Origin of the sequence: Bradyrhizobium sp. TM102 (genome assembly GCF_009176685.1) — a bacterium.
In the GTDB taxonomy this organism is placed as follows: domain Bacteria; phylum Pseudomonadota; class Alphaproteobacteria; order Rhizobiales; family Xanthobacteraceae; genus Bradyrhizobium; species Bradyrhizobium ottawaense.
The window spans coordinates 3,478,789-3,498,829 of record NZ_AP021855.1; the positions used below are offsets into that span (position 1 = coordinate 3,478,789).

General features: G+C 63.3%; 19 protein-coding genes. 18 read left to right on the forward strand and 1 reads right to left on the reverse strand.

From position 1 onward, the window contains the following. Window positions 1-66 precede the first annotated feature (66 nt). The 3 genes from rpoC to GDN70_RS16495 all read left to right on the forward strand — a co-directional run bounded on the left by rpoC (window position 67) and on the right by GDN70_RS16495 (window position 8,680). Entirely contained in the window at window positions 67-4,263 is a 4,197-nt protein-coding gene (gene rpoC / locus GDN70_RS16485) for a DNA-directed RNA polymerase subunit beta' (RefSeq protein WP_028141011.1), read from the forward strand. 191 nt (window positions 4,264-4,454) lie between these two features. Continuing rightward, window positions 4,455-6,515 carry an FAD-dependent oxidoreductase gene (locus tag GDN70_RS16490; protein WP_028141010.1) on the forward strand — a complete coding sequence of 687 codons (2,061 nt, stop codon included), beginning with the start codon at window positions 4,455-4,457 and terminating at the stop codon, window positions 6,513-6,515. A gap of 134 nt (window positions 6,516-6,649) precedes the next feature. Further along, window positions 6,650-8,680 (forward strand): ABC transporter ATP-binding protein, encoded by a 2,031-nt coding sequence (locus GDN70_RS16495; RefSeq protein ID WP_152102789.1) that lies wholly within the window; start codon window positions 6,650-6,652, stop codon window positions 8,678-8,680. On the opposite strand, the gene GDN70_RS16500 is transcribed toward GDN70_RS16495, so the two are convergent. Beyond that, a complete protein-coding gene (locus tag GDN70_RS16500) occupies window positions 8,599-9,846 on the reverse strand; it encodes an NAD(P)/FAD-dependent oxidoreductase (protein WP_152102790.1) in 1,248 nt (415 codons plus the stop codon). The two genes, GDN70_RS16495 and GDN70_RS16500, sit on opposite strands and share 82 nt — an antisense overlap. Window positions 9,847-10,534: 688 nt before the next feature. Here GDN70_RS16500 and rpsL point away from each other — a divergent pair. From rpsL to rpsQ, 15 genes are all read left to right on the forward strand, one after another. Next, window positions 10,535-10,906: a 30S ribosomal protein S12 gene (gene rpsL / locus GDN70_RS16505; RefSeq protein WP_007603006.1), complete on the forward strand. Its 372-nt coding sequence runs from the start codon at window positions 10,535-10,537 to the stop codon at window positions 10,904-10,906. Window positions 10,907-10,921: 15 nt separating this feature from the next. Further along, a complete protein-coding gene (rpsG, locus tag GDN70_RS16510; RefSeq protein WP_018322260.1) occupies window positions 10,922-11,392 on the forward strand; it encodes a 30S ribosomal protein S7 in 471 nt (156 codons plus the stop codon). A gap of 30 nt (window positions 11,393-11,422) precedes the next feature. Continuing rightward, complete coding sequence (gene fusA, locus GDN70_RS16515; RefSeq protein ID WP_038950207.1) at window positions 11,423-13,495, forward strand: elongation factor G; 2,073 nt, start codon at window positions 11,423-11,425, stop codon at window positions 13,493-13,495. Window positions 13,496-13,535: 40 nt separating this feature from the next. After that, complete coding sequence (gene tuf / locus GDN70_RS16520) at window positions 13,536-14,726, forward strand: elongation factor Tu (protein WP_008136415.1); 1,191 nt, start codon at window positions 13,536-13,538, stop codon at window positions 14,724-14,726. Between the two features lie 83 nt (window positions 14,727-14,809). Next, window positions 14,810-15,118 (forward strand): 30S ribosomal protein S10, encoded by a 309-nt coding sequence (rpsJ, locus tag GDN70_RS16525; protein WP_002712302.1) that lies wholly within the window; start codon window positions 14,810-14,812, stop codon window positions 15,116-15,118. 52 nt (window positions 15,119-15,170) lie between these two features. Then, entirely contained in the window at window positions 15,171-15,887 is a 717-nt protein-coding gene (gene rplC / locus GDN70_RS16530) for a 50S ribosomal protein L3 (protein ID WP_028141005.1), read from the forward strand. A gap of 1 nt (window position 15,888) precedes the next feature. Beyond that, window positions 15,889-16,509, forward strand: coding sequence for a 50S ribosomal protein L4 (gene rplD / locus GDN70_RS16535; protein ID WP_020508797.1), 621 nt, complete (start codon window positions 15,889-15,891; stop codon window positions 16,507-16,509). Further along, on the forward strand, window positions 16,506-16,808 hold the full coding sequence (locus tag GDN70_RS16540; protein WP_018322264.1) for a 50S ribosomal protein L23: 303 nt from the start codon (window positions 16,506-16,508) through the stop codon (window positions 16,806-16,808). The genes rplD and GDN70_RS16540 overlap by 4 nt, the downstream gene beginning before the upstream one ends. Before the next feature lie 12 nt (window positions 16,809-16,820). Further along, the gene (rplB, locus tag GDN70_RS16545) at window positions 16,821-17,654 is read left to right on the forward strand and encodes a 50S ribosomal protein L2 (RefSeq protein WP_018322265.1); all 834 of its coding nucleotides are present in this window, start codon (window positions 16,821-16,823) and stop codon (window positions 17,652-17,654) included. A 12-nt stretch (window positions 17,655-17,666) separates the two neighbouring features. Next, window positions 17,667-17,945 carry a 30S ribosomal protein S19 gene (rpsS, locus tag GDN70_RS16550; protein ID WP_008136357.1) on the forward strand — a complete coding sequence of 93 codons (279 nt, stop codon included), beginning with the start codon at window positions 17,667-17,669 and terminating at the stop codon, window positions 17,943-17,945. A 10-nt stretch (window positions 17,946-17,955) separates the two neighbouring features. Continuing rightward, entirely contained in the window at window positions 17,956-18,342 is a 387-nt protein-coding gene (gene rplV, locus GDN70_RS16555) for a 50S ribosomal protein L22 (RefSeq protein WP_008136353.1), read from the forward strand. A 17-nt stretch (window positions 18,343-18,359) separates the two neighbouring features. Beyond that, on the forward strand, window positions 18,360-19,085 hold the full coding sequence (gene rpsC, locus GDN70_RS16560; protein WP_014494500.1) for a 30S ribosomal protein S3: 726 nt from the start codon (window positions 18,360-18,362) through the stop codon (window positions 19,083-19,085). 30 nt (window positions 19,086-19,115) lie between these two features. Then, window positions 19,116-19,529 (forward strand): 50S ribosomal protein L16, encoded by a 414-nt coding sequence (gene rplP / locus GDN70_RS16565; RefSeq protein ID WP_008136349.1) that lies wholly within the window; start codon window positions 19,116-19,118, stop codon window positions 19,527-19,529. A gap of 5 nt (window positions 19,530-19,534) precedes the next feature. Further along, window positions 19,535-19,741 carry a 50S ribosomal protein L29 gene (gene rpmC / locus GDN70_RS16570; RefSeq protein WP_026202715.1) on the forward strand — a complete coding sequence of 69 codons (207 nt, stop codon included), beginning with the start codon at window positions 19,535-19,537 and terminating at the stop codon, window positions 19,739-19,741. A 13-nt stretch (window positions 19,742-19,754) separates the two neighbouring features. After that, on the forward strand, window positions 19,755-20,003 hold the full coding sequence (gene rpsQ / locus GDN70_RS16575) for a 30S ribosomal protein S17 (protein ID WP_007603028.1): 249 nt from the start codon (window positions 19,755-19,757) through the stop codon (window positions 20,001-20,003). Window positions 20,004-20,041: the final 38 nt, after the last annotated feature.

The window sequence follows — 20,041 nt, forward strand, 5'->3', positions numbered from 1 at the left end:
AGGGCGCCCTGCTTGAGTGATTTTCGAATTTGCGGCCGGAGGCGACCGGCACGCGAGGAGAAGACGATGAACCAAGAAATTATGAATCTCTTCAACCCGACGACGCCGGCTCAGGTCTTCGACCAGATCCGGATCTCGATCGCGTCTCCAGAGAAGATTCTGTCCTGGTCCTACGGCGAGATCAAGAAGCCGGAGACCATCAACTACCGCACCTTCAAGCCCGAGCGCGACGGCCTGTTCTGCGCCCGCATCTTCGGGCCGATCAAGGATTACGAGTGCTTGTGCGGCAAGTACAAGCGCATGAAGTACAAGGGCATCATCTGCGAGAAGTGCTCGGTTGAGGTCACGCTGTCGCGCGTCCGGCGCGAGCGCATGGGCCATATCGAGCTCGCAGCCCCCGTCGCCCACATCTGGTTCCTGAAGTCGCTGCCCTCGCGCATCGGCCTGCTGCTCGACATGACGCTGAAGGATCTCGAGCGGATCCTCTACTTCGAATACTACGTCGTGCTCGAGCCGGGCCTCACCGCGCTGAAGGACCGCCAGCTGCTGTCGGAAGACGAGTATCTGAAGGCGCAGGACGAGTACGGCCAGGACAGCTTCACCGCCATGATCGGCGCGGAAGCGATCCGCGAGCTGCTCAAGGGCATGGACCTCGAGAAGCTCGAGGCGACCTTGCGCCTGGAGATGCAGGAGACCGACTCCGACATCAAGCACAAGAAGCTCGCCAAGCGCCTGAAGATCGTGGAAGCGTTCCGCCACTCCGGCAACAAGCCGGAATGGATGATCATGACCGTGGTCCCGGTGATTCCGCCGGATTTGCGTCCGCTGGTGCCGCTGGACGGCGGCCGCTTCGCGACGTCGGATCTGAACGACCTCTACCGCCGCGTCATCAACCGCAACAACCGCTTGAAGCGGCTGATGGAGCTCCGCGCGCCCGACATCATCATCCGCAACGAGAAGCGCATGCTTCAGGAAGCGGTCGATGCGCTGTTCGACAACGGCCGCCGCGGCCGCGTCATCACGGGCGCCAACAAGCGCCCGCTGAAGTCGCTCGCCGACATGCTCAAGGGCAAGCAGGGCCGCTTCCGTCAGAACCTTCTGGGCAAGCGTGTCGACTATTCGGGCCGTTCGGTGATCGTGGTCGGTCCCGAGCTGCGCCTGCATCAGTGCGGCCTGCCGAAGAAGATGGCGCTCGAGCTGTTCAAGCCGTTCATCTATTCGCGGCTCGACGCCAAGGGCCTGTCCACCACGGTGAAGCAGGCCAAGAAGCTGGTCGAGAAGGAGCGGCCCGAGGTCTGGGACATCCTGGATGAGGTCATCCGCGAGCATCCGGTGCTGCTCAACCGCGCACCGACGCTGCATCGTCTCGGCATCCAGGCGTTCGAGCCCGTGCTGATCGAGGGCAAGGCGATCCAGCTTCACCCGCTGGTCTGCTCCGCGTTCAATGCCGACTTCGACGGCGACCAGATGGCCGTGCACGTCCCGCTGTCGCTCGAAGCGCAGCTGGAAGCGCGCGTCCTGATGATGTCGACCAACAACATCCTGCACCCGGCGAACGGACAGCCGATCATCGTGCCGTCGCAGGACATCGTGCTCGGTCTCTACTACGTCTCGATCATGCGCGAAGGCCTGCCCGGCGAGGGCAAGGTGTTCGGCGAGATGGCCGAACTCGAGCACGCGCTGCACGCGAAGGTCATCCACCTCCACACCAAGATCAAGTACCGGTGGGAAGGCATCGACGAGACCGGCAAGATCTCGAAGCGCTGGATCGAGACCACCGCTGGCCGCGTCATGCTCGGCAATCTGCTGCCGAAGAACCCGCGCGTCCCGTACGAGATCATCAACAAGCTGATGACCAAGCGCGAGATCTCGGGCGTCATCGACCAGGTCTACCGCCACTGCGGCCAGAAGGAGACGGTGATCTTCTGCGACCGCATCATGGCGCTCGGCTTCTACAACGCGTTCAAGGCCGGCATCTCGTTCGGCAAGGACGACATGGTCGTGCCGCACTCCAAGTGGAAGATCGTCGACACCACCCGTACGCTGGCGAAGGATTTCGAGCAGCAGTACAACGACGGCCTGATCACCCATGGCGAGAAGTACAACAAGGTCGTCGACGCCTGGTCGAAGGCCACGGAAGAAATCGCCAAGGCGATGATGAAGGAGATCTCCTCCACCAAGAAGACGGCGAGTGGAGCGGATGCCGACATCAACTCGATCTACATGATGGCTCACTCCGGCGCCCGCGGTTCGCCGGCCCAGATGCGCCAGCTCGCCGGCATGCGCGGCCTGATGGCCAAGCCGTCGGGCGAGATCATCGAGACGCCGATCATCTCGAACTTCAAGGAAGGCCTTTCGGTTCTCGAGTACTTCAACTCGACCCACGGCGCCCGCAAGGGCCTCGCGGACACCGCGTTGAAGACCGCGAACTCGGGCTACCTGACCCGTCGTCTCGTCGACGTCGCGCAGGACTGCATCATCACGCAGAGCGACTGCGGCACCAAGCTCGGCATCAAGATGCGCGCCATCGTCGATGCCGGCACCGTGGTGGCTTCGCTCGGCTCGCGCATCCTCGGACGCACGGCCTGCGAAGATATCCGTGACAGCTCCGGCAAGGTGATCATCAAGCGCGATACGCTGATGGAAGAAAGCCATCTGGACGCGATCCAGCAGGGTGGTGTGCAGGAGGTGAAGATCCGCTCGGCGCTGACCTGCGAACTCGTCAACGGCATCTGCGGCAAGTGCTATGGCCGCGACCTCGCCCGCGGCACGCCGGTCAACCACGGCGAAGCGGTCGGCGTCATCGCGGCGCAGTCGATCGGCGAGCCGGGCACCCAGCTCACCATGCGCACCTTCCATATCGGTGGTGCGGCGCAGCTCAACGAGCAGTCGTTCGTCGAAGCCAACTTCGACGGCAAGATCGTGATCCGGAACAAGGCCATCGCCCGCAACAGCGAAGGCCACCTGGTCGCGATGGTGCGCAACATGGTGGTGGCGATCGTCGATGCCGACGGCACCGAGCGTGCGACGCACCGCGTTCAGTACGGTTCGCGCCTGCACGTCGACGAAGGCGACATGGTCAAGCGTGGCCAGCGCATCGTCGAGTGGGATCCCTACACCCGTCCGCTCCTCACCGAGGTCGAAGGTACCATCGGCTTCGAGGATCTGGTCGAGGGGCAGTCGATCTCGGAAACGCTCGACGAAGCCACCGGTATCGCCAAGCGCGTGGTCATCGACTGGCGCTCGACCCGCGGCGGCGCGGACCTGCGTCCGGCCATCGTGGTCAAGGGCAAGGACGGCAAGGTGCTCAAGCTCGCCCGTGGCGGCGATGCCCGCTACATGCTGTCGGTCGACGCCATTCTCTCGGTCGACGTCGGCGCCAAGGTCAATCCGGGCGATATCCTCGCCCGTGTCTCGACCGAAAGCGCCAAGACGCGTGACATCACCGGCGGTCTGCCGCGGGTGGCGGAACTGTTCGAGGCACGGCGTCCGAAGGATGCGGCGATCATTGCCGAAATCTCGGGCACCATCCGGTTCGGACGCGACTACAAGAACAAGCGTCGCATCTCGATCGAGCCGATGGACAAGACCGACGAGCCGCGCGAGTACCTGATCCCGAAGGGCAAGCACATCCACCTTCAGGACGGCGACGTTGTCGAAAAGGGCGACTTCATCGTGGAAGGCAACCCGGCGCCGCACGACATCCTGGCGGTCAAGGGCATCGAGGAACTCGCGGCCTACCTAGTCAACGAGATCCAGGAGGTCTACCGGCTCCAGGGCGTGCTCATCAACGACAAGCACATCGAGGTGATTGTCCGTCAGATGCTCCAGAAGGTGGAAGTCACCGACCAGGGCGACACGGACATGATCTCCGGCGAGCAGGTCGACAAGATCGAGTTCGACGCGCTGAACGAGAAGGCGAAGGAAGAGGGCAAGAAGATCGCTACGGGGACGCCGGTTCTGCTCGGCATCACCAAGGCGAGCCTCCAGACCCGCTCCTTCTTCTCGGCGGCCTCGTTCCAGGAGACCACCCGCGTCCTCACGGAAGCGGCGGTCAACGGCAAGGTCGATCCGCTCGAAGGCCTCAAGGAGAACGTCATCGTCGGCCGGCTGATTCCGGCAGGCACCGGCGCCTCCATGGCCAAGATTCGCGAAGTCGCCATGAAGCGCGACAAGCTGATCCTGGACGAGCGCGAGAAGCAGGCGGCGGTCGTGTCGCCCGCGCCGGAAGCGGAGCTTCCTGCGCTGCCGCCCGCGGAATGATCGTTCATCCGTAGGACTACCGAGGACAATGAAAAGGCCGGCGAAAGCCGGCCTTTTTGTTGCTTTGCTTGTCTGTTGCGATGCGAGATCAACCTTTGTTCATCTTTCCTTCAGCCGCAAAAGCGCTTCTGCTAGGAGAGTTTAGACCGGTGGTCCCGTGAAGGGGGCGGGCCGGAGACCACGGAACTCACATGCTTGATCTTGCAATCGTAGGCGGCGGCCCCGGCGGGCTGATGAGCGCTTGGTATCTGAAGCGCAAGCTCGGCGACCTCTGTCGCGTCACCATCTACGAGGCCTCCGATCGGCTCGGCGGCAAGATCGTCACCCGCAAATTCGATTCCGCGCCCGCGATGTACGAGGCCGGCGTTGCCGAGATCTACGACTACTCGATGACCGGGCCGGATCCGCTGCGCGAGCTGATCCAGCATTTCGGGCTGCAGACGATTCCGATGGATGCCGAGCAGGTGCAGTTCGGCGGCGAGCTTCTCGACGACGTGCCGGGCATGCGCCGCAAGTATGGCGCCAAGACCGCCGCGGCGATCGAGGCGTTCCGCAAGCGTTGTGCTGAGGCGATGTCACCGATCGAATATTACGAGGGCGTCGGCGCGCACGACAATGAGAATCCCTGGGCCTACAAGACCGCCGAGCAGGTGCTCGACGAGGAGGTCGAGGACGAAACCGCAAAGCGGTTCTTCAAGGTGATGGCACGCTCCGACATCGCCACCGAGAGCCACAACACCAACGGCCTCAACGCGCTCAAGAACTATCTGATGGATGTCGACGGCTATATCGGCCTCTATTCCATCCAGAACGGCAACGAGCAGTTGATCGAATGCCTGCAGTCGGAGGTCAACGCCGACATCCAGCTCAATCACCGCGTGCTAACCGTCGGCAAGGCGCCGACCGGCCGCTACCAGCTCAAGATGATGAACGGCAAGGGACCGGAGACGCGCGACTTCGATCTCGTGCTGGTCTGCTTGCCGCATTCCTGGCTCGCCACCATGGGGTGGGAAGGCGAACAGCTCCGCAAGTCGATGGTCAAGCACGTTTCTTACTTCGACCGTCCCGCGCACTATTTGCGCGTCTCGATCCTGTTCGACACGCCGTTCTGGGGCGAGAAGATTCCAGGCGCCTGGTTCATGTCGGAAGCCTTCGGCGGCTGCTGCGTCTACAACGAGGGTGCGCGCCACGACGTCGGCAAGCACGGCGTGTTGAACTGGCTGATTCCCGGCTCCGACGCGCTGGCCTTCGCCAATCTGTCCGACCAGGAGCTGATCGATGCCGCGCTGAAATCGCTGCCGGCCTCGCTCGGCGATGCGCGCCTGCATTTCATGGAAGGCAAGATCCATCGCTGGTTGTCGTCGGTGAACGCGATTCCGGGCGGCCTGCCGGTGCGCGATGTCATGACCAATCACCGGCCCGAGCCGAAGGAGCATCCCGGCATCGTGGTGGTCGGCGACTATCTGTTCGACTCGACGCTGAACGGCCTGCTCGACTCCTCGGATGCGGCAACCGACATCATCCTGACCGAGATGATGCGCCTGCGCCGCGAGCGCGCGCAGGACGACAAGCCGCTCTCCGACAAGATCGATCGGGACTATTTCGAGAACTATCGCGGCCTCGGCCCCTATCACGAGGCATGGCGCCACTTCACCGATCCCGATTACCTCACCCGGCTGCTCGGCATCGTCTGGGGCAAGACCAAGGGCGCCAGGCTGCTCGTCGCGGGCTCGGCCAGCGGCGAATTGGTCGGCGCGCTGCGCGAGCGCGGCATCGATGCCTTCGGCATCGAGAGCAACCGCGCCATCCACGCCAGGACGCCGAAGGCGCTGAAGAAGTACAACAAGCTCGGCTCGATCACCGACATGCCGTTCAAGGACGGCGCGTTCGACTTCGTGTTCGAAACCAGCCTTTGCCACGTTTCCCCGAAGCAGGTGGTCCGCGCAATCAAGGAACTGAACCGCGTGGTCAAGACCGGCCTCGTGTTCGGCTCGATTACCTCGGACATGGCGCCCGCGCTGATCGACCGCTACGACCTCCTGCGCGGGGTCAAGAAACTCGGCACGTGGTGGGAATGGTCCGAACTGTTCTTCGGCAACGGTTTCGACCTCTCGATGCACCGCAAGGATTGCACCGATGCGCTCTGGGAGGCGACGCTCGCCGCCAACAAGGGGCCGGGGCAGTGGTACGCCGACGCCGACAGCCTGCGCTATTCCTTCTTCGACAAGGTCGAGGACGAGGACGAGGATTAGCCGCGGGGCGCGTGTCGAATTCGCCAATTGTTTTGCCGAATTCATCCTGATCGCATAGAATCGGTGCAATAGCGGCTTTCCGCTATGTCCTGCTTTCTCTGCGGTCATGCCGGCCGTCAGCATCGGTTGGTTTCATGGCATCCAAGCCTTTCTCGCCCGACAAACAGAAGCTCGCCGCCGAAGAGGCGGCCGAGCTCGACGACAAGCTCGCGTCGACTGCCAAGCCGGACCTCGAAGACGACGAGGATGCCGAAGACGAGGCGGATGACGAGCTGGAGCTCGACGACGAAGATGAGGACGAGGACCTCGTCGTCTTTACCGCGCGCGAGGCCGCGGGCGCGCTCGCGACCATCGTCGGGTTCGTCAAGCCGTTCCTGGCGAACTACAAGCGGATGCTGTCCTTCGTGGCGTTTGGCGTCTGCGTCGAGACGCTGTTCAACGTCATCATGCCGCTCAGCCTCAAGTTCCTGATCGACGACGCGCTCGGGGAGGAGGACTTCCAGGCGCTGTACAAGATCCTCGGCGTGCTCGCCGTCGCCGGCATCTTCACCTCGATCGTCGCGGTCTGGTACGAGCGCTGGGACGCGCGGCTGGCCGCCTGCATCATTTCCGACGTCCGCAAGCGCCTGTTCGAGCACGTTCAGGACCTGCCGGCGGCCTATTTCGGCCGCACCAAGCGCGGTGAGATCCTGTCGCGCTTCTCCGTCGACCTGTCGGCCTTCGAAGGCTCGGTCAAGACGTTTGCCAACAGTGCCGCGCTGCCGTTTCTGGAGCTGATCGCCGGCATCATCCTGATGGTGTTCCTGAACTGGCAGCTCGCGGCGGTCGCGCTGCTTGTGTTCCCGATCACACTGATCGGCCCGCGGATCCTGACGCCCAAGGCGGTGCAGGCCAATTACGAGCAGAAGCTCAACGAGAGCGCGCTGCTCGGCATGGTGCAGGAGAACGTGGCGGCGCAGGCCGTGATCAAGGCGTTCAGCCTGCAGCGCAAGATGTTCGGCTTCTTCACCTTCCGCAACCACGAGGCGCGCGACAAGATCGCCTCAGCCGCGTTCCTGTCGACCATGGTGGAGCGGACGGTCACCATCTCGGTGCTGATGCTGCACCTCGTGGTGCTCGCGATCGGCGCTTATCTTGCCACCAAGGGCCAGATCACCATCGGCACCTTCGTCACCTTCGAGAGCGCCTTCTGGGAGGTCTCCTACAACATCGCCCATGTGATGCATTTCATCCCGGTGTCGATCTCCTCGGCGGCGGCGATCCGGCACATGCAGGAGCTGCTGGACGAGCCGACCCGCGCTGCCGACCGCCCCGGCGCGCCCGATTTGCCGCGCATCACCAACGACATCACGTTCGATCACGTCACCTTCCAGTACGAGGGCAGTCAGACCCCGGTGCTGGACAATCTCAGTCTCAAGCTCAACGCGGGCAAGCGCATCGCGATCGTGGGCCCCAGCGGCTCCGGCAAGAGCACGTTGCTCAATTTGATCCTGCGGCTCTACGTGCCCGACGAGGGGCGGGTCACCATCGACGGCGTCGACGTCCGCAAAGTGACGCTGGATTCGCTGCGCCGGAGCATGGCGGTGGTGTTCCAGGAGAACATGCTGTTCAACATGTCGATCCGCGAGAACATCCGGCTCGGCAAGGAGGGCGCGACCGACGAGGAGGTGGAGGAGGCCGCCAAGAAGGCCGAGATCCACCGCTATATCATGAGCCTGCCGCAGCGATACGACACGCCGGTCGGCGAGCGCGGCGACACCCTGTCGGGCGGTCAGCGCCAGCGCATCGCGATCGCGCGCGCGGTCATCCGCAACCCCTCGGTGCTGCTGCTGGACGAAGCCACCTCGGCGCTGGACCAGACCACGGAAGCCGCAATCAACCGCACGCTGCTCAAGGTCGCCAAGGGCCGCACCATGATCTGGTCGACCCACCGCCTGACCTCGGTGGTGGAGATGGACGAGATCATCGTGATCTCAGGGGGCAGGGCGATCGAGCGCGGCTCGCATGCCCAGCTGCTCGCCAAGAACGGGACCTATCGCAAGCTGTGGAACGACCAGATCCATCAGCCGCACGGCGCGGCGGCTCACGCCGACGACGGCAGGGACGATGAGGACGAAGACGACCTCGAGGATGCCGAGGACGAGGACGACGAGGAGGAGGAATGACCGAGCAAGTTCGGCTCCAGCTCGAAGGCGCCTCCAAGCGGCCGCAGCAGGCCTTGAGCCGACCAGGCGATGAAGCGGGCCCAGCGCTGCGCCGTCCAGTAGGGGCTCGTACCGATCGAGACTGAGCGGAAGTCGAACGCCTTCGCCGCCGACCATTCGTCACAGGCCCGCTTGACCGGATCTGCGTAGGAGGCAGCGATCTTGGCCGCACTCATCCCGTCGCAGGCGAGCCAGGCCGGGATGTGGACGTTGCAGAGCCGCTCGACGTCGGTGAAGACCTTGTCGCAGCCGGTGCCGGCGACCGGGCAGGAGGTCGCGAAGGCATCGCCCACCAGCACGAGGCCGGGCTGGCCGCGGCAATCGTTCACGTAGAGATCGACCGGGCGGATCTTGATCTCGCCCGGGATCTCGAACGGGCCGGTGACGGCCTCGAGCCGGGGCAGGGCCGCATCCAGCGTCTCGGTCGGGGCGCGGCGCAGCTCGCGCAGCCAGGGGTCGTCGCAGGCGCGATAGACGAACAGATTGGCGCGCATCCGCGTGCCGACCGGAAACAGCGTGATGTACGGGATGCGGTCGCTCGGACGTTCGGAGAAGTAGGTCAGAGCCGGGAAGGCGAATGCTGAGCGCCCGACCGGGACGATGTCGAACCCGATCGAGATCGAATGGCAGGCGCTGATGACTTTTCGGGCGATGCCGAGCTGGTGGCGCAGGCCGACATTCAGGCCATTGGCGAGCACCACCAGGCGGGCCGAGATCGTCTCGTCATTGGAGAGCACGACCCGCTGCCGCTCCTCGCTCGTCTCGACGGCGATGGCCTTGGCGCAGATGCGCTCGACGGAAGCGGGGATTTCGTCGCGGACCGCGTTGACCAGGGAATCGTAGAGGATGTTGAACTGCCGGCTCGGTGCCTTGTCGAGCAGGCGGCCGAAGCGGGCGATCCAGTTCTCGCCGGTAAAGGTCGCGCGGCGCAGCACTGATTCTGCGATTCCGGTCTTCAGGAATCGCCCAACCTGCTCCTGACCACTGAGTTTCTCGACGCGAAAGTCCGTCGGATAGCTCTCATGCGGATCGATCAGGACGGTCGAAATGCCGGCCCGGCCGAGCATCGCGGCGGCGGTCGAGCCCGCCAATCCGCCGCCGATAATGGCAATGTCGGTGTACCGCATGGCGCCCATTTCCTGCCGAAGGGCCCAGATTGACGCATCAACAGGAAAAAAAGCCTTAGCCCTGGTTATAAAAGTACTTTTCGCCCGGGTATAATAATTCTCAAGCTGGCGGAACCGAGAGTCCGTTCCCATATCGGAGTGGTGCGGCGAGGGCGGCAAACCGCGATTTTGACAGGCTCCTGAAGCGCTTCGTGGCTGTCGTTTCGCCTTGACTTGATCGATTCTCACGCATAGAAAGCGCCTCACTTAACGACAGGCGGTGAGCATCGCCAGCGTCGGAACGGGCCACCCGTTAGATCCCCAAGGACTAAAGCCACCAGGGATCGCTAAAAGGCGGGCACCAACCTCGACGAATGCCGCTCAAACGCTGTCGATCATAGCTAGGCAATGCCAGTGCGATTCTAGTTCTCTTGAGCTTATTCTCTTGAGATCGAATTCGGATGCATGACCTCAGTGCGCGGGCCGCGGCTTTATGCTGATCGGCCTCAATACTGCGGTCCTCTGTGGCGTCGAAGCGCTTTCCGCCCGTTGATGGGGCGGTTGGCGCGATTTCGCTTTGTGCGGATTGTTCCGCGGAAGGCGACCTCGTCGGGCGGGTAGCTCGAAAGAATTTGCAGTCCCGGCGACGGGCTGCGGCAAGACAGCGGATCCGAAAAGGGTCTGCGACAGAACAAAGGGTAAGGCCAGGATGCCGACGATCAACCAGCTGATCGCTCAACCGCGTGAAGTGCAGAAGTCGCGCAAGAAGGTGCCGGCGCTGCAGCAGTCGCCGCAGAAGCGTGGTGTTTGCACCCGCGTCTACACCACGACCCCGAAGAAGCCGAACTCGGCGCTTCGTAAGGTCGCCAAGGTGCGCCTGACCAACGGCTTCGAGGTGATCGGCTACATCCCCGGTGAAGGCCATAACCTCCAGGAGCACTCGGTGGTCATGATCCGCGGTGGTCGCGTCAAGGACTTGCCCGGCGTGCGCTACCACATCCTCCGCGGCGTTCTGGATACCCAGGGCGTCAAGAACCGTAAGCAGCGTCGTTCGAAGTACGGCGCGAAGCGTCCGAAGTAAGCGGGAACCAGCTCCATGTCTCGTCGCCACTCAGCGGAAAAGCGCGAAGTCCTTCCCGATCCGAAGTTCGGGAACATCATCGTCACGAAGTTCATGAACTCGGTGATGTACGCCGGCAAGAAGTCGGTCGCCGAAGGCATCGTCTACGGTGCGTTCGGTATCATCGAAACCAAGACCAAGCAGAACCCGCTCGGCGTGTTCGAGCAGGCACTCGAGAACGTCATGCCGACGATCGAAGTGCGCTCCCGCCGCGTCGGCGGCGCGACCTACCAGGTTCCGGTCGAAGTTCGTTCGACCCGCCGTCAGGCGCTGGGCATCCGCTGGCTGATCTCCGCTGCGCGTGATCGCAACGAGAAGACCATGACCGAGCGGCTCTCGGCCGAGCTCCTGGACGCGTCGAACAACCGCGGGAATGCCGTCAAGAAGCGTGAAGACGTGCACCGGATGGCGGAAGCCAATCGCGCCTTCTCGCACTATCGCTGGTAACGGCGACACACGGAATCTAAGGAACACCCTATGCCCCGCGTTCATGCCATAGAGAATTACCGCAACTTCGGTATCATGGCGCATATCGATGCCGGTAAGACGACGACCACCGAGCGCATCCTCTATTACACCGGCAAGAGCCACAAGATCGGCGAAGTGCACGAAGGTGCCGCGACGATGGACTGGATGGAGCAGGAGCAGGAGCGTGGCATCACGATCACCTCGGCTGCGACCACTGCATTCTGGGCCGGCAAGCGCCTGAACATCATCGACACCCCCGGCCACGTCGACTTCACCATCGAAGTCGAGCGTTCGCTGCGCGTGCTCGACGGCGCCGTCTGCGTGCTCGACTCGAACCAGGGCGTCGAGCCCCAGACCGAGACCGTCTGGCGCCAGGGCGACAAGTACAAGGTTCCGCGCATCGTCTTCGCCAACAAGATGGACAAGACCGGCGCCGACTTCTTCAAGTGCCTGGCCGACATCGTCGACCGCCTCGGCGCCAAGCCGATCGCGATCCAGCTTCCGATCGGTGCCGAGAACAACTTCAAGGGTCTCGTCGACCTCGTGAAGATGCAGGGCATCATCTGGAACGATGAATCGCTCGGCGCGAAGTTCGACTATGTCGACATCCCGGAAGATCTGGTCGAGCAGGCCAAGGAATACCGCGAGAAGATGGTGGAAGCCGCCGTCGAGCTCGACGACGACGCCATGGCCGCCTATCTCGACGGCAAGGAGCCGGACGAAGAGACGCTGAAGCGGCTGATCCGCAAGGCGGTCCTGACCGGCGCGTTCTATCCCGTACTGTGCGGCTCGGCCTTCAAGAACAAGGGCGTCCAGCCGCTGCTCGACGCCGTCGTCGACTATCTGCCGTCGCCGATCGACGTGCCCGCGATCAAGGGCACCGACGATCGCGGCAACGAAGTCGTGCGCAAGGCGGACGACAAGGAGCCGCTCGCGCTGCTCGCGTTCAAGATCATGGACGACCCGTTCGTCGGCACCATCACCTTCTGCCGCATCTACTCCGGCGTTCTGCAGAGCGGCACCGGCGTCGTGAACTCGACCCGTGAGAAGAAGGAGCGCATCGGTCGCATGCTCTTGATGCATGCGAACAATCGCGAAGACATCAAGGAAGCCTATGCCGGCGACATCGTCGCACTGGCCGGCCTGAAGGAAGCGCGCACCGGTGACACGCTGTGCGATCCCGACAAGCAGGTGATCCTCGAGAAGATGGAATTCCCCGAGCCGGTCATCGAGATCGCGATCGAGCCGAAGTCCAAGGCCGACCAGGAAAAGCTGGGCGTGGCTCTGGCCAAGCTCGCTGCGGAGGATCCGTCCTTCCGCGTGTCGACCGACCAGGAGTCCGGCCAGACCATTCTCAAGGGCATGGGCGAACTCCACCTCGACATCAAGGTCGACATTCTCCGCCGCACCTACAAGGTCGACGCCAACATCGGCGCGCCCCAGGTTGCGTTCCGTGAGCGCGTCACCAAGAAGGCCGAGGTCAAGTACACTCACAAGAAGCAGACCGGCGGTACCGGTCAGTTCGCGGAAGTGTCGATCGTGGTCGAGCCGAACGAGCCCGGCAAGGGCTACGAGTTCGAATCCAAGATCGTCGGTGGTGCGGTTCCGAAGGAATACATCCCCGGCGTTGAAAAGGGCCTCAACAGCGTGATGAGCTCTGGTGTCGTCGCGGGCTTCCCCGTGGTCGACGTCAAGGTTCAGCTCGTCGACGGCAAGTATCACGACGTCGACTCGTCGGCGCTCGCCTTCGAAATCGCATCGCGCGCGGCATTCCGCGAAGCCTTGCAGAAGGGCAAGTCCGTCCTGCTCGAGCCGATCATGAAGGTCGAAGTGGTGACCCCGGAAGACTACACCGGCTCGGTCATCGGCGACCTGAATTCGCGGCGCGGTCAGATCCAGGGTCAGGACATGCGCGGCAACGCCAACGTCATCAATGCGATGGTGCCGCTCATGAACATGTTCGGTTACGTGAATAACCTGCGCTCGATGAGCCAGGGGCGCGCAACCTTCACCATGCAGTTCGACCACTACGCAGAAGCGCCGGCCAACGTGTCGGCAGAAGTCCAGAAGAAGTTTGCCTGATTGTCGTCGGTCACGAACTGACGATTGAACGGAGAGTCAAATGGCCAAAGCAAAGTTTGAACGTAACAAGCCGCACTGCAACATCGGCACCATCGGTCACGTCGACCATGGCAAGACGTCGCTGACCGCGGCGATCACCAAGGTTCTCGCCGAAGCCGGCGGTGCGACGTTCACCGCGTACGATCAGATCGACAAGGCGCCGGAAGAGAAGGCGCGTGGCATCACCATCTCGACCGCGCACGTCGAGTACGAGACGCCGAACCGCCACTACGCCCACGTCGACTGCCCCGGCCACGCCGACTACGTCAAGAACATGATCACCGGCGCCGCCCAGATGGACGGTGCGATCCTGGTCGTGTCGGCCGCTGACGGCCCGATGCCGCAGACCCGCGAGCACATCCTGCTCGCCCGCCAGGTCGGCGTGCCCGCACTCGTCGTGTTCCTCAACAAGTGCGACATGGTCGACGATCCGGAACTGCTTGAGCTCGTCGAGCTCGAAGTCCGCGAGCTGCTCTCGAAGTACGACTTCCCGGGCGACAAGATCCCGATCATCAAGGGTTCGGCGCTCGCCGCTCTCGAAGATTCCGACAAGAAGCTCGGCCACGACGCCATCCTCGAGCTGATGAAGAACGTCGACGAGTACATCCCGCAGCCGGAGCGTCCGATCGACCAGCCGTTCCTGATGCCGGTTGAAGACGTGTTCTCGATCTCGGGCCGCGGTACCGTCGTGACCGGCCGTGTCGAGCGCGGCATCGTCAAGGTCGGCGAGGAAATCGAGATCGTCGGTCTCCGTGCGACCCAGAAGACCACCGTCACCGGCGTCGAAATGTTCCGCAAGCTGCTCGATCAGGGCCAGGCCGGCGACAACATCGGTGCGCTGCTCCGCGGTACCAAGCGCGAAGACGTCGAGCGCGGCCAGGTGCTGTGCAAGCCGGGTTCGGTCAAGCCGCACACCAAGTTCAAGGCTGAGGCTTACATCCTCACCAAGGAAGAGGGCGGTCGCCACACCCCGTTCTTCACCAACTACCGTCCGCAGTTCTACTTCCGCACCACCGACGTGACCGGTGTCGTGCACCTGCCGGAAGGCACCGAGATGGTGATGCCGGGCGACAACATCGCGATGGAAGTGCACCTGATCGTGCCGATCGCGATGGAAGAGAAGCTCCGCTTCGCGATCCGCGAAGGCGGCCGCACCGTCGGCGCCGGCGTCGTCGCCTCGATCATCGAGTAATTACGAGAACAGGGATCGGCGAGTAGCGAATGGTGACATTCGCTATTCGCTATTCGCCACCCCACTGAAGAGAGACCACGGCAATGAACGGCCAAAACATTCGTATCCGTCTCAAGGCGTTCGACCATCGTATCCTCGATACGTCGACCCGCGAGATCGTGAACACGGCGAAGCGCACCGGCGCGCAGGTCCGCGGACCCATTCCGCTGCCCACCCGCATCGAGAAGTTCACCGTCAACCGTTCGCCCCACGTCGACAAGAAGAGCCGCGAGCAGTTCGAGATGCGCACTCACAAGCGCTTGCTCGATATCGTCGATCCGACCCCGCAGACCGTCGATGCTTTGATGAAGCTCGACCTGGCCGCCGGTGTCGACGTCGAGATCAAGCTCTAAGATTTTTGGATCCCGTTCGCGCAAGCGGACAGAAAGAACAGGAAGCAAGCCGATGCGCTCCGGAGTGATCGCACAAAAGGTCGGGATGACGCGGGTCTTTACTGAGGCCGGCGAACATATCCCCGTGACCGTGCTGAAGCTCGGCAATTGCCAGGTCGTGGGCCACCGTACCGAAGAGAAGAACGGTTACGTCGCGCTCCAGCTTGGTTCTGGCAGCCGCAAGACCGTTTACATGCCCAAGGCGGAGCGCGGCCAGTTCGCGGTCGCCAAGGTCGAGCCGAAGCGGCAGGTCGAGGAATTCCGCGTCACCGCGGATGCCATGATCCCGGTCGGCGCCGAGATCCTCGCCGACCACTTCGTCGTCGGCCAGTTCGTCGACGTCACCGGCACCTCGGTCGGTAAGGGCTTCGCCGGCGGCATGAAGCGCTGGAACTTCGGCGGTCTGCGCGCCACCCACGGTGTCTCGGTCTCGCACCGCTCGATCGGTTCGACCGGTGGCCGTCAGGACCCCGGCAAGACCTGGAAGAACAAGAAGATGCCCGGCCACATGGGTGTCGACCGCATCACCACGCTCAACCTTCGCGTCGTTCAGCTCGATGTCGAGCGCGGCCTGATCCTCGTCGAAGGCGCCGTTCCCGGCTCCAAGGGCGGCTGGATCCGCGTGCGCGACGCCGTCAAGAAGCCGCTGCCGAAGGAAGCTCCGAAGCCCGGCAAGTTCAAGGTTGCCGGTGGCGAAGCCGAGGCTGCGGCCCAGCAGGAGGGTGCGTGAGATGGAATTGAAGGTCACCACCCTCGAAGGTAAGGAAGCCGGCTCGGTCCAGCTGTCCGACACCATTTTCGGCCTCGAGCCGCGCCAGGACATCATTGCGCGTTGCGTGCAGTGGCAGCTCAACAAGCGTCAGGCCGGCACCCACAAGGCCAAGGGCCGCGCCGAGATCTGGCGCACCGGCAAGAAGATGTACAAGCAGAAGGGCACCGGCGGTGCTCGTCACGGCTCGGCCCGCGTGCCGCAGTTCCGCGGCGGCGGCCGTGCCTTCGGTCCGGTGGTGCGTTCGCACGCCACCGACCTGCCGAAGAAGGTCCGCGCGCTGGCGCTGAAGCATGCGCTCTCGGCCAAGGCCAAGGACGGCGATCTCGTCGTGATCGAGAAGGCCGCGCTGGAAGCCGCCAAGACCAAGGCGCTGCTCGGTCACTTCTCGGGTCTGGGTCTGACCAACGCGCTGATCATCGACGGCGCCGAGCTCAACAACGGCTTCGCCGCTGCGGCCCGCAACATCCCGAACATGGACGTGCTGCCGATCCAGGGCATCAACGTCTACGACATCCTGCGCCGTCAGAAGCTCGTTCTGACCAAGGCCGCCATCGATGCGCTGGAGGCGCGCTTCAAATGACGAAGAACATCGAGGCTCGCCACTACGACGTGATCCTGTCGCCGGTCGTGACCGAAAAGGCCACGATCGCCTCGGAGCACAACAAGGTGCTGTTCAAGGTGGCCGCCAAGGCGACCAAGCCGCAGATCAAGGAAGCGATCGAGAAGCTGTTTGACGTCAAGGTCAAGAGCGTCAACACGCTGGTCCGCAAGGGCAAGACCAAGATCTTCCGCGGCAATCTCGGCTCGCAGTCGAACACCAAGCGCGCGATCGTGACCCTCGAAGAGGGCCACCGGATCGACGTCACCACCGGTCTGTAAGGTCGTACGACGATGGCACTGAAGACATTCAATCCTACGACGCCGGGCCAGCGCCAGCTGGTCATGGTCGATCGTTCGGCCCTCTACAAGGGCAAGCCGGTCAAGGCGCTCACCGAGGGCAAGCACTCCTCGGGCGGCCGCAACAACACCGGTCGCATCACCGTACGCTTCCGTGGCGGTGGCCACAAGAAGACGCTGCGCACCGTGGATTTCAAGCGCGAGAAGATCGACGTCCCCGCGACCGTCGAGCGTCTCGAGTATGATCCGAACCGCACCGGCTTCATCGCGCTGATCAAGTATCAGGACGGCGAGCAGGCCTACATCCTGGCGCCGCAGCGCCTGGCCGTGGGTGACACCATCATCGCCGGCAACTACGTCGACGTGAAGCCGGGCAACGTCATGCCGCTCGGCAACATGCCGGTCGGCACGATCATCCACAACATCGAGGTCAAGATCGGGAAGGGCGGCCAGCTCGCCCGTTCCGCGGGCACCTATGCCCAGCTCGTCGGCCGCGACCAGGACTACGTGATCATCCGCCTGAACTCGGGCGAGCAGCGCCTGGTGCACGGCCGTTGCCGCGGCACGATCGGCGCGGTGTCGAACCCGGATCACATGAACACCTCGATCGGCAAGGCCGGCCGCAACCGTTGGCTGGGCCGCAAGCCGCATAACCGCGGTGTTTCGATGAACCCGATCGACCATCCGCACGGCGGTGGTGAAGGTCGTACCTCGGGCGGCCGCCACCCGGTCACCCCGTGGGGCAAGCCGACCAAGGGCAAGAAGACCCGCACCAACAAGTCGACCAACAAATTCATTCTCCTAAGCCGCCACAAGCGGAAGAAGTAAGGAACGCCGGACATGGTTCGTTCAGTCTGGAAAGGCCCGTTCGTCGAGGGTTCTCTGCTCAAGAAGGCAGATGCCGCCCGCGCGTCCGGCCGTCACGACGTCATCAAGATCTGGAGCCGTCGCTCGACGATCCTGCCGCAGTTCGTCGGCCTGACCTTCGGCGTCTACAACGGTCAGAAGCACGTGCCGGTGGCCGTCAACGAGGAAATGGTTGGTCACAAGTTCGGCGAGTTCTCGCCGACCCGGACCTTCCATGGCCACTCCGGCGACAAGAAAGCCAAGAAGGCTTGAGGATTAAACGATGAGCAAACCTAAGCGCGAACGGAGCCTCGCCGAGAACGAGGCCAAGGCGGTCGCCCGGATGCTGCGGGTGAGCCCGCAGAAGCTCAACCTGGTCGCCCAGCTCATTCGCGGCCGGAAGGCAGCTGCTGCGCTCGCCGATCTGCAGTTTTCGCGCAAGCGGATCGCGGTCGACGTGAAGAAGTGCCTGGAATCGGCTATCGCCAATGCCGAGAACAACCACGATCTCGACGTCGACGATCTCGTCGTGGCTCAGGCCTTCGTCGGCAACGGCCTCGTGATGAAGCGCTTCGCCGCTCGTGGCCGTGGCCGTTCGGGCCGTGTCTACAAACCATTTTCGCAGCTGACGATCATCGTTCGTCAGGTCGAAGCCGAAGCAGCCGCTTAAGGGCGCAGGAGAACACGATGGGTCAAAAGATCAATCCGATCGGTCTGCGTCTCGGCATCAACCGCACCTGGGATTCCCGCTGGTTCGCCGGCAAGCAGGAATACGGCAAGCTGCTGCACGAGGACGTCAAGATCCGTGAGATCCTGCACAAGGAGCTCAAGCAGGCGGCCGTCGCCCGCATCGTGATCGAGCGTCCGCACAAGAAGTGCCGCGTCACCATCCACTCGGCTCGTCCGGGCGTGGTGATCGGCAAGAAGGGCGCCGACATCGACAAGCTGCGCAAGAAGGTCGCGGACATCACCTCGTCCGACGTCGTCATCAACATCGTCGAGATCCGCAAGCCGGAACTCGATGCGACGCTGGTGGCCGAGTCGATCGCGCAGCAGCTCGAGCGCCGCGTGGCGTTCCGCCGTGCCATGAAGCGCGCCGTTCAGTCGGCGATGCGTCTCGGCGCGGAAGGCATCCGCATCAACTGCTCGGGACGTCTGGGCGGTGCGGAAATCGCGCGCATGGAGTGGTATCGCGAAGGTCGCGTGCCGCTGCACACGCTGCGCGCCGACATCGACTACGGCGTTGCGACCGCGTTCACGACCTTCGGCACCTGCGGCGTCAAGGTCTGGATCTTCAAGGGCGAGATCCTCGAGCACGATCCGATGGCCCAGGACAAGAGAATGGCCGAAGGCGAGACGGGTGGCAGTGGTGATCGTGGTGGCCGTCAGCGCCGCGATACGGCTGCAGCCTAAAGCCGCACAGGAATTTGAGGGCTTAAAGCCATGATGCAACCTAAGAAAACGAAGTTCCGGAAGGCGCATAAGGGCCGCATCCACGGCGTTGCGTCTTCGGGCGCGACGTTGGCGTTCGGCCAGTTCGGCCTGAAGGCGACCGAGCCTGAGCGCGTCACCGCGCGCCAGATCGAAGCCGCTCGCCGCGCGCTGACCCGCCACATGAAGCGCGCCGGCCGCGTCTGGATCCGCGTGTTCCCCGACGTTCCGGTGTCGAAGAAGCCGGCCGAAGTCCGCATGGGCTCCGGCAAGGGTTCGCCGGAATTGTGGGTCGCGCGCGTCAAGCCGGGCCGGGTGCTGTTCGAGATCGACGGCGTCAACACCCAGACGGCGCGAGAGGCGCTGACCCTGGCGGCCGCCAAGCTGCCGATCAAGACGCGCTTCGTCGAGCGCATTGCGGAGTAATGGCCATGGCCCAGATGAAGATCGAAGACATCCGCGCGATGAGCCCCGACCAGCAGGACGACGCCGTCCTGAACCTGAAGAAGGAGCGCTTCAACCTGCGCTTCCAGCGCGCCACCGGGCAGCTCGAGAACACCTCGCGCCTGCGCGAGGCCCGCCGTGACATCGCCCGGATCAAGACCGTCGCCGCGCAGACGCGCGCGAAGAAGAAGTAAGAGGCTTACGAAGATGCCGAAACGTACTTTGCAGGGCGTGGTCGTCAGCGACAAGCAAGCCAAGACCATCGTGGTGCGCGTCGATCGCCGCTTCACGCACCCGATCTACAAGAAGACGATCCGCCGTTCGAAGAACTACCACGCGCACGACGAGAGCAACGAGTTCAAGCCGGGCGACATGGTGTGGATCGAGGAATCGAAGCCGATTTCGAAGTTGAAGCGCTGGGTCGTGATCCGGGGCGAACACAAGAAAAGCGCCTGATCTGTTGGCTTTAGCCGACTGACTTCAGGGAAATGTTG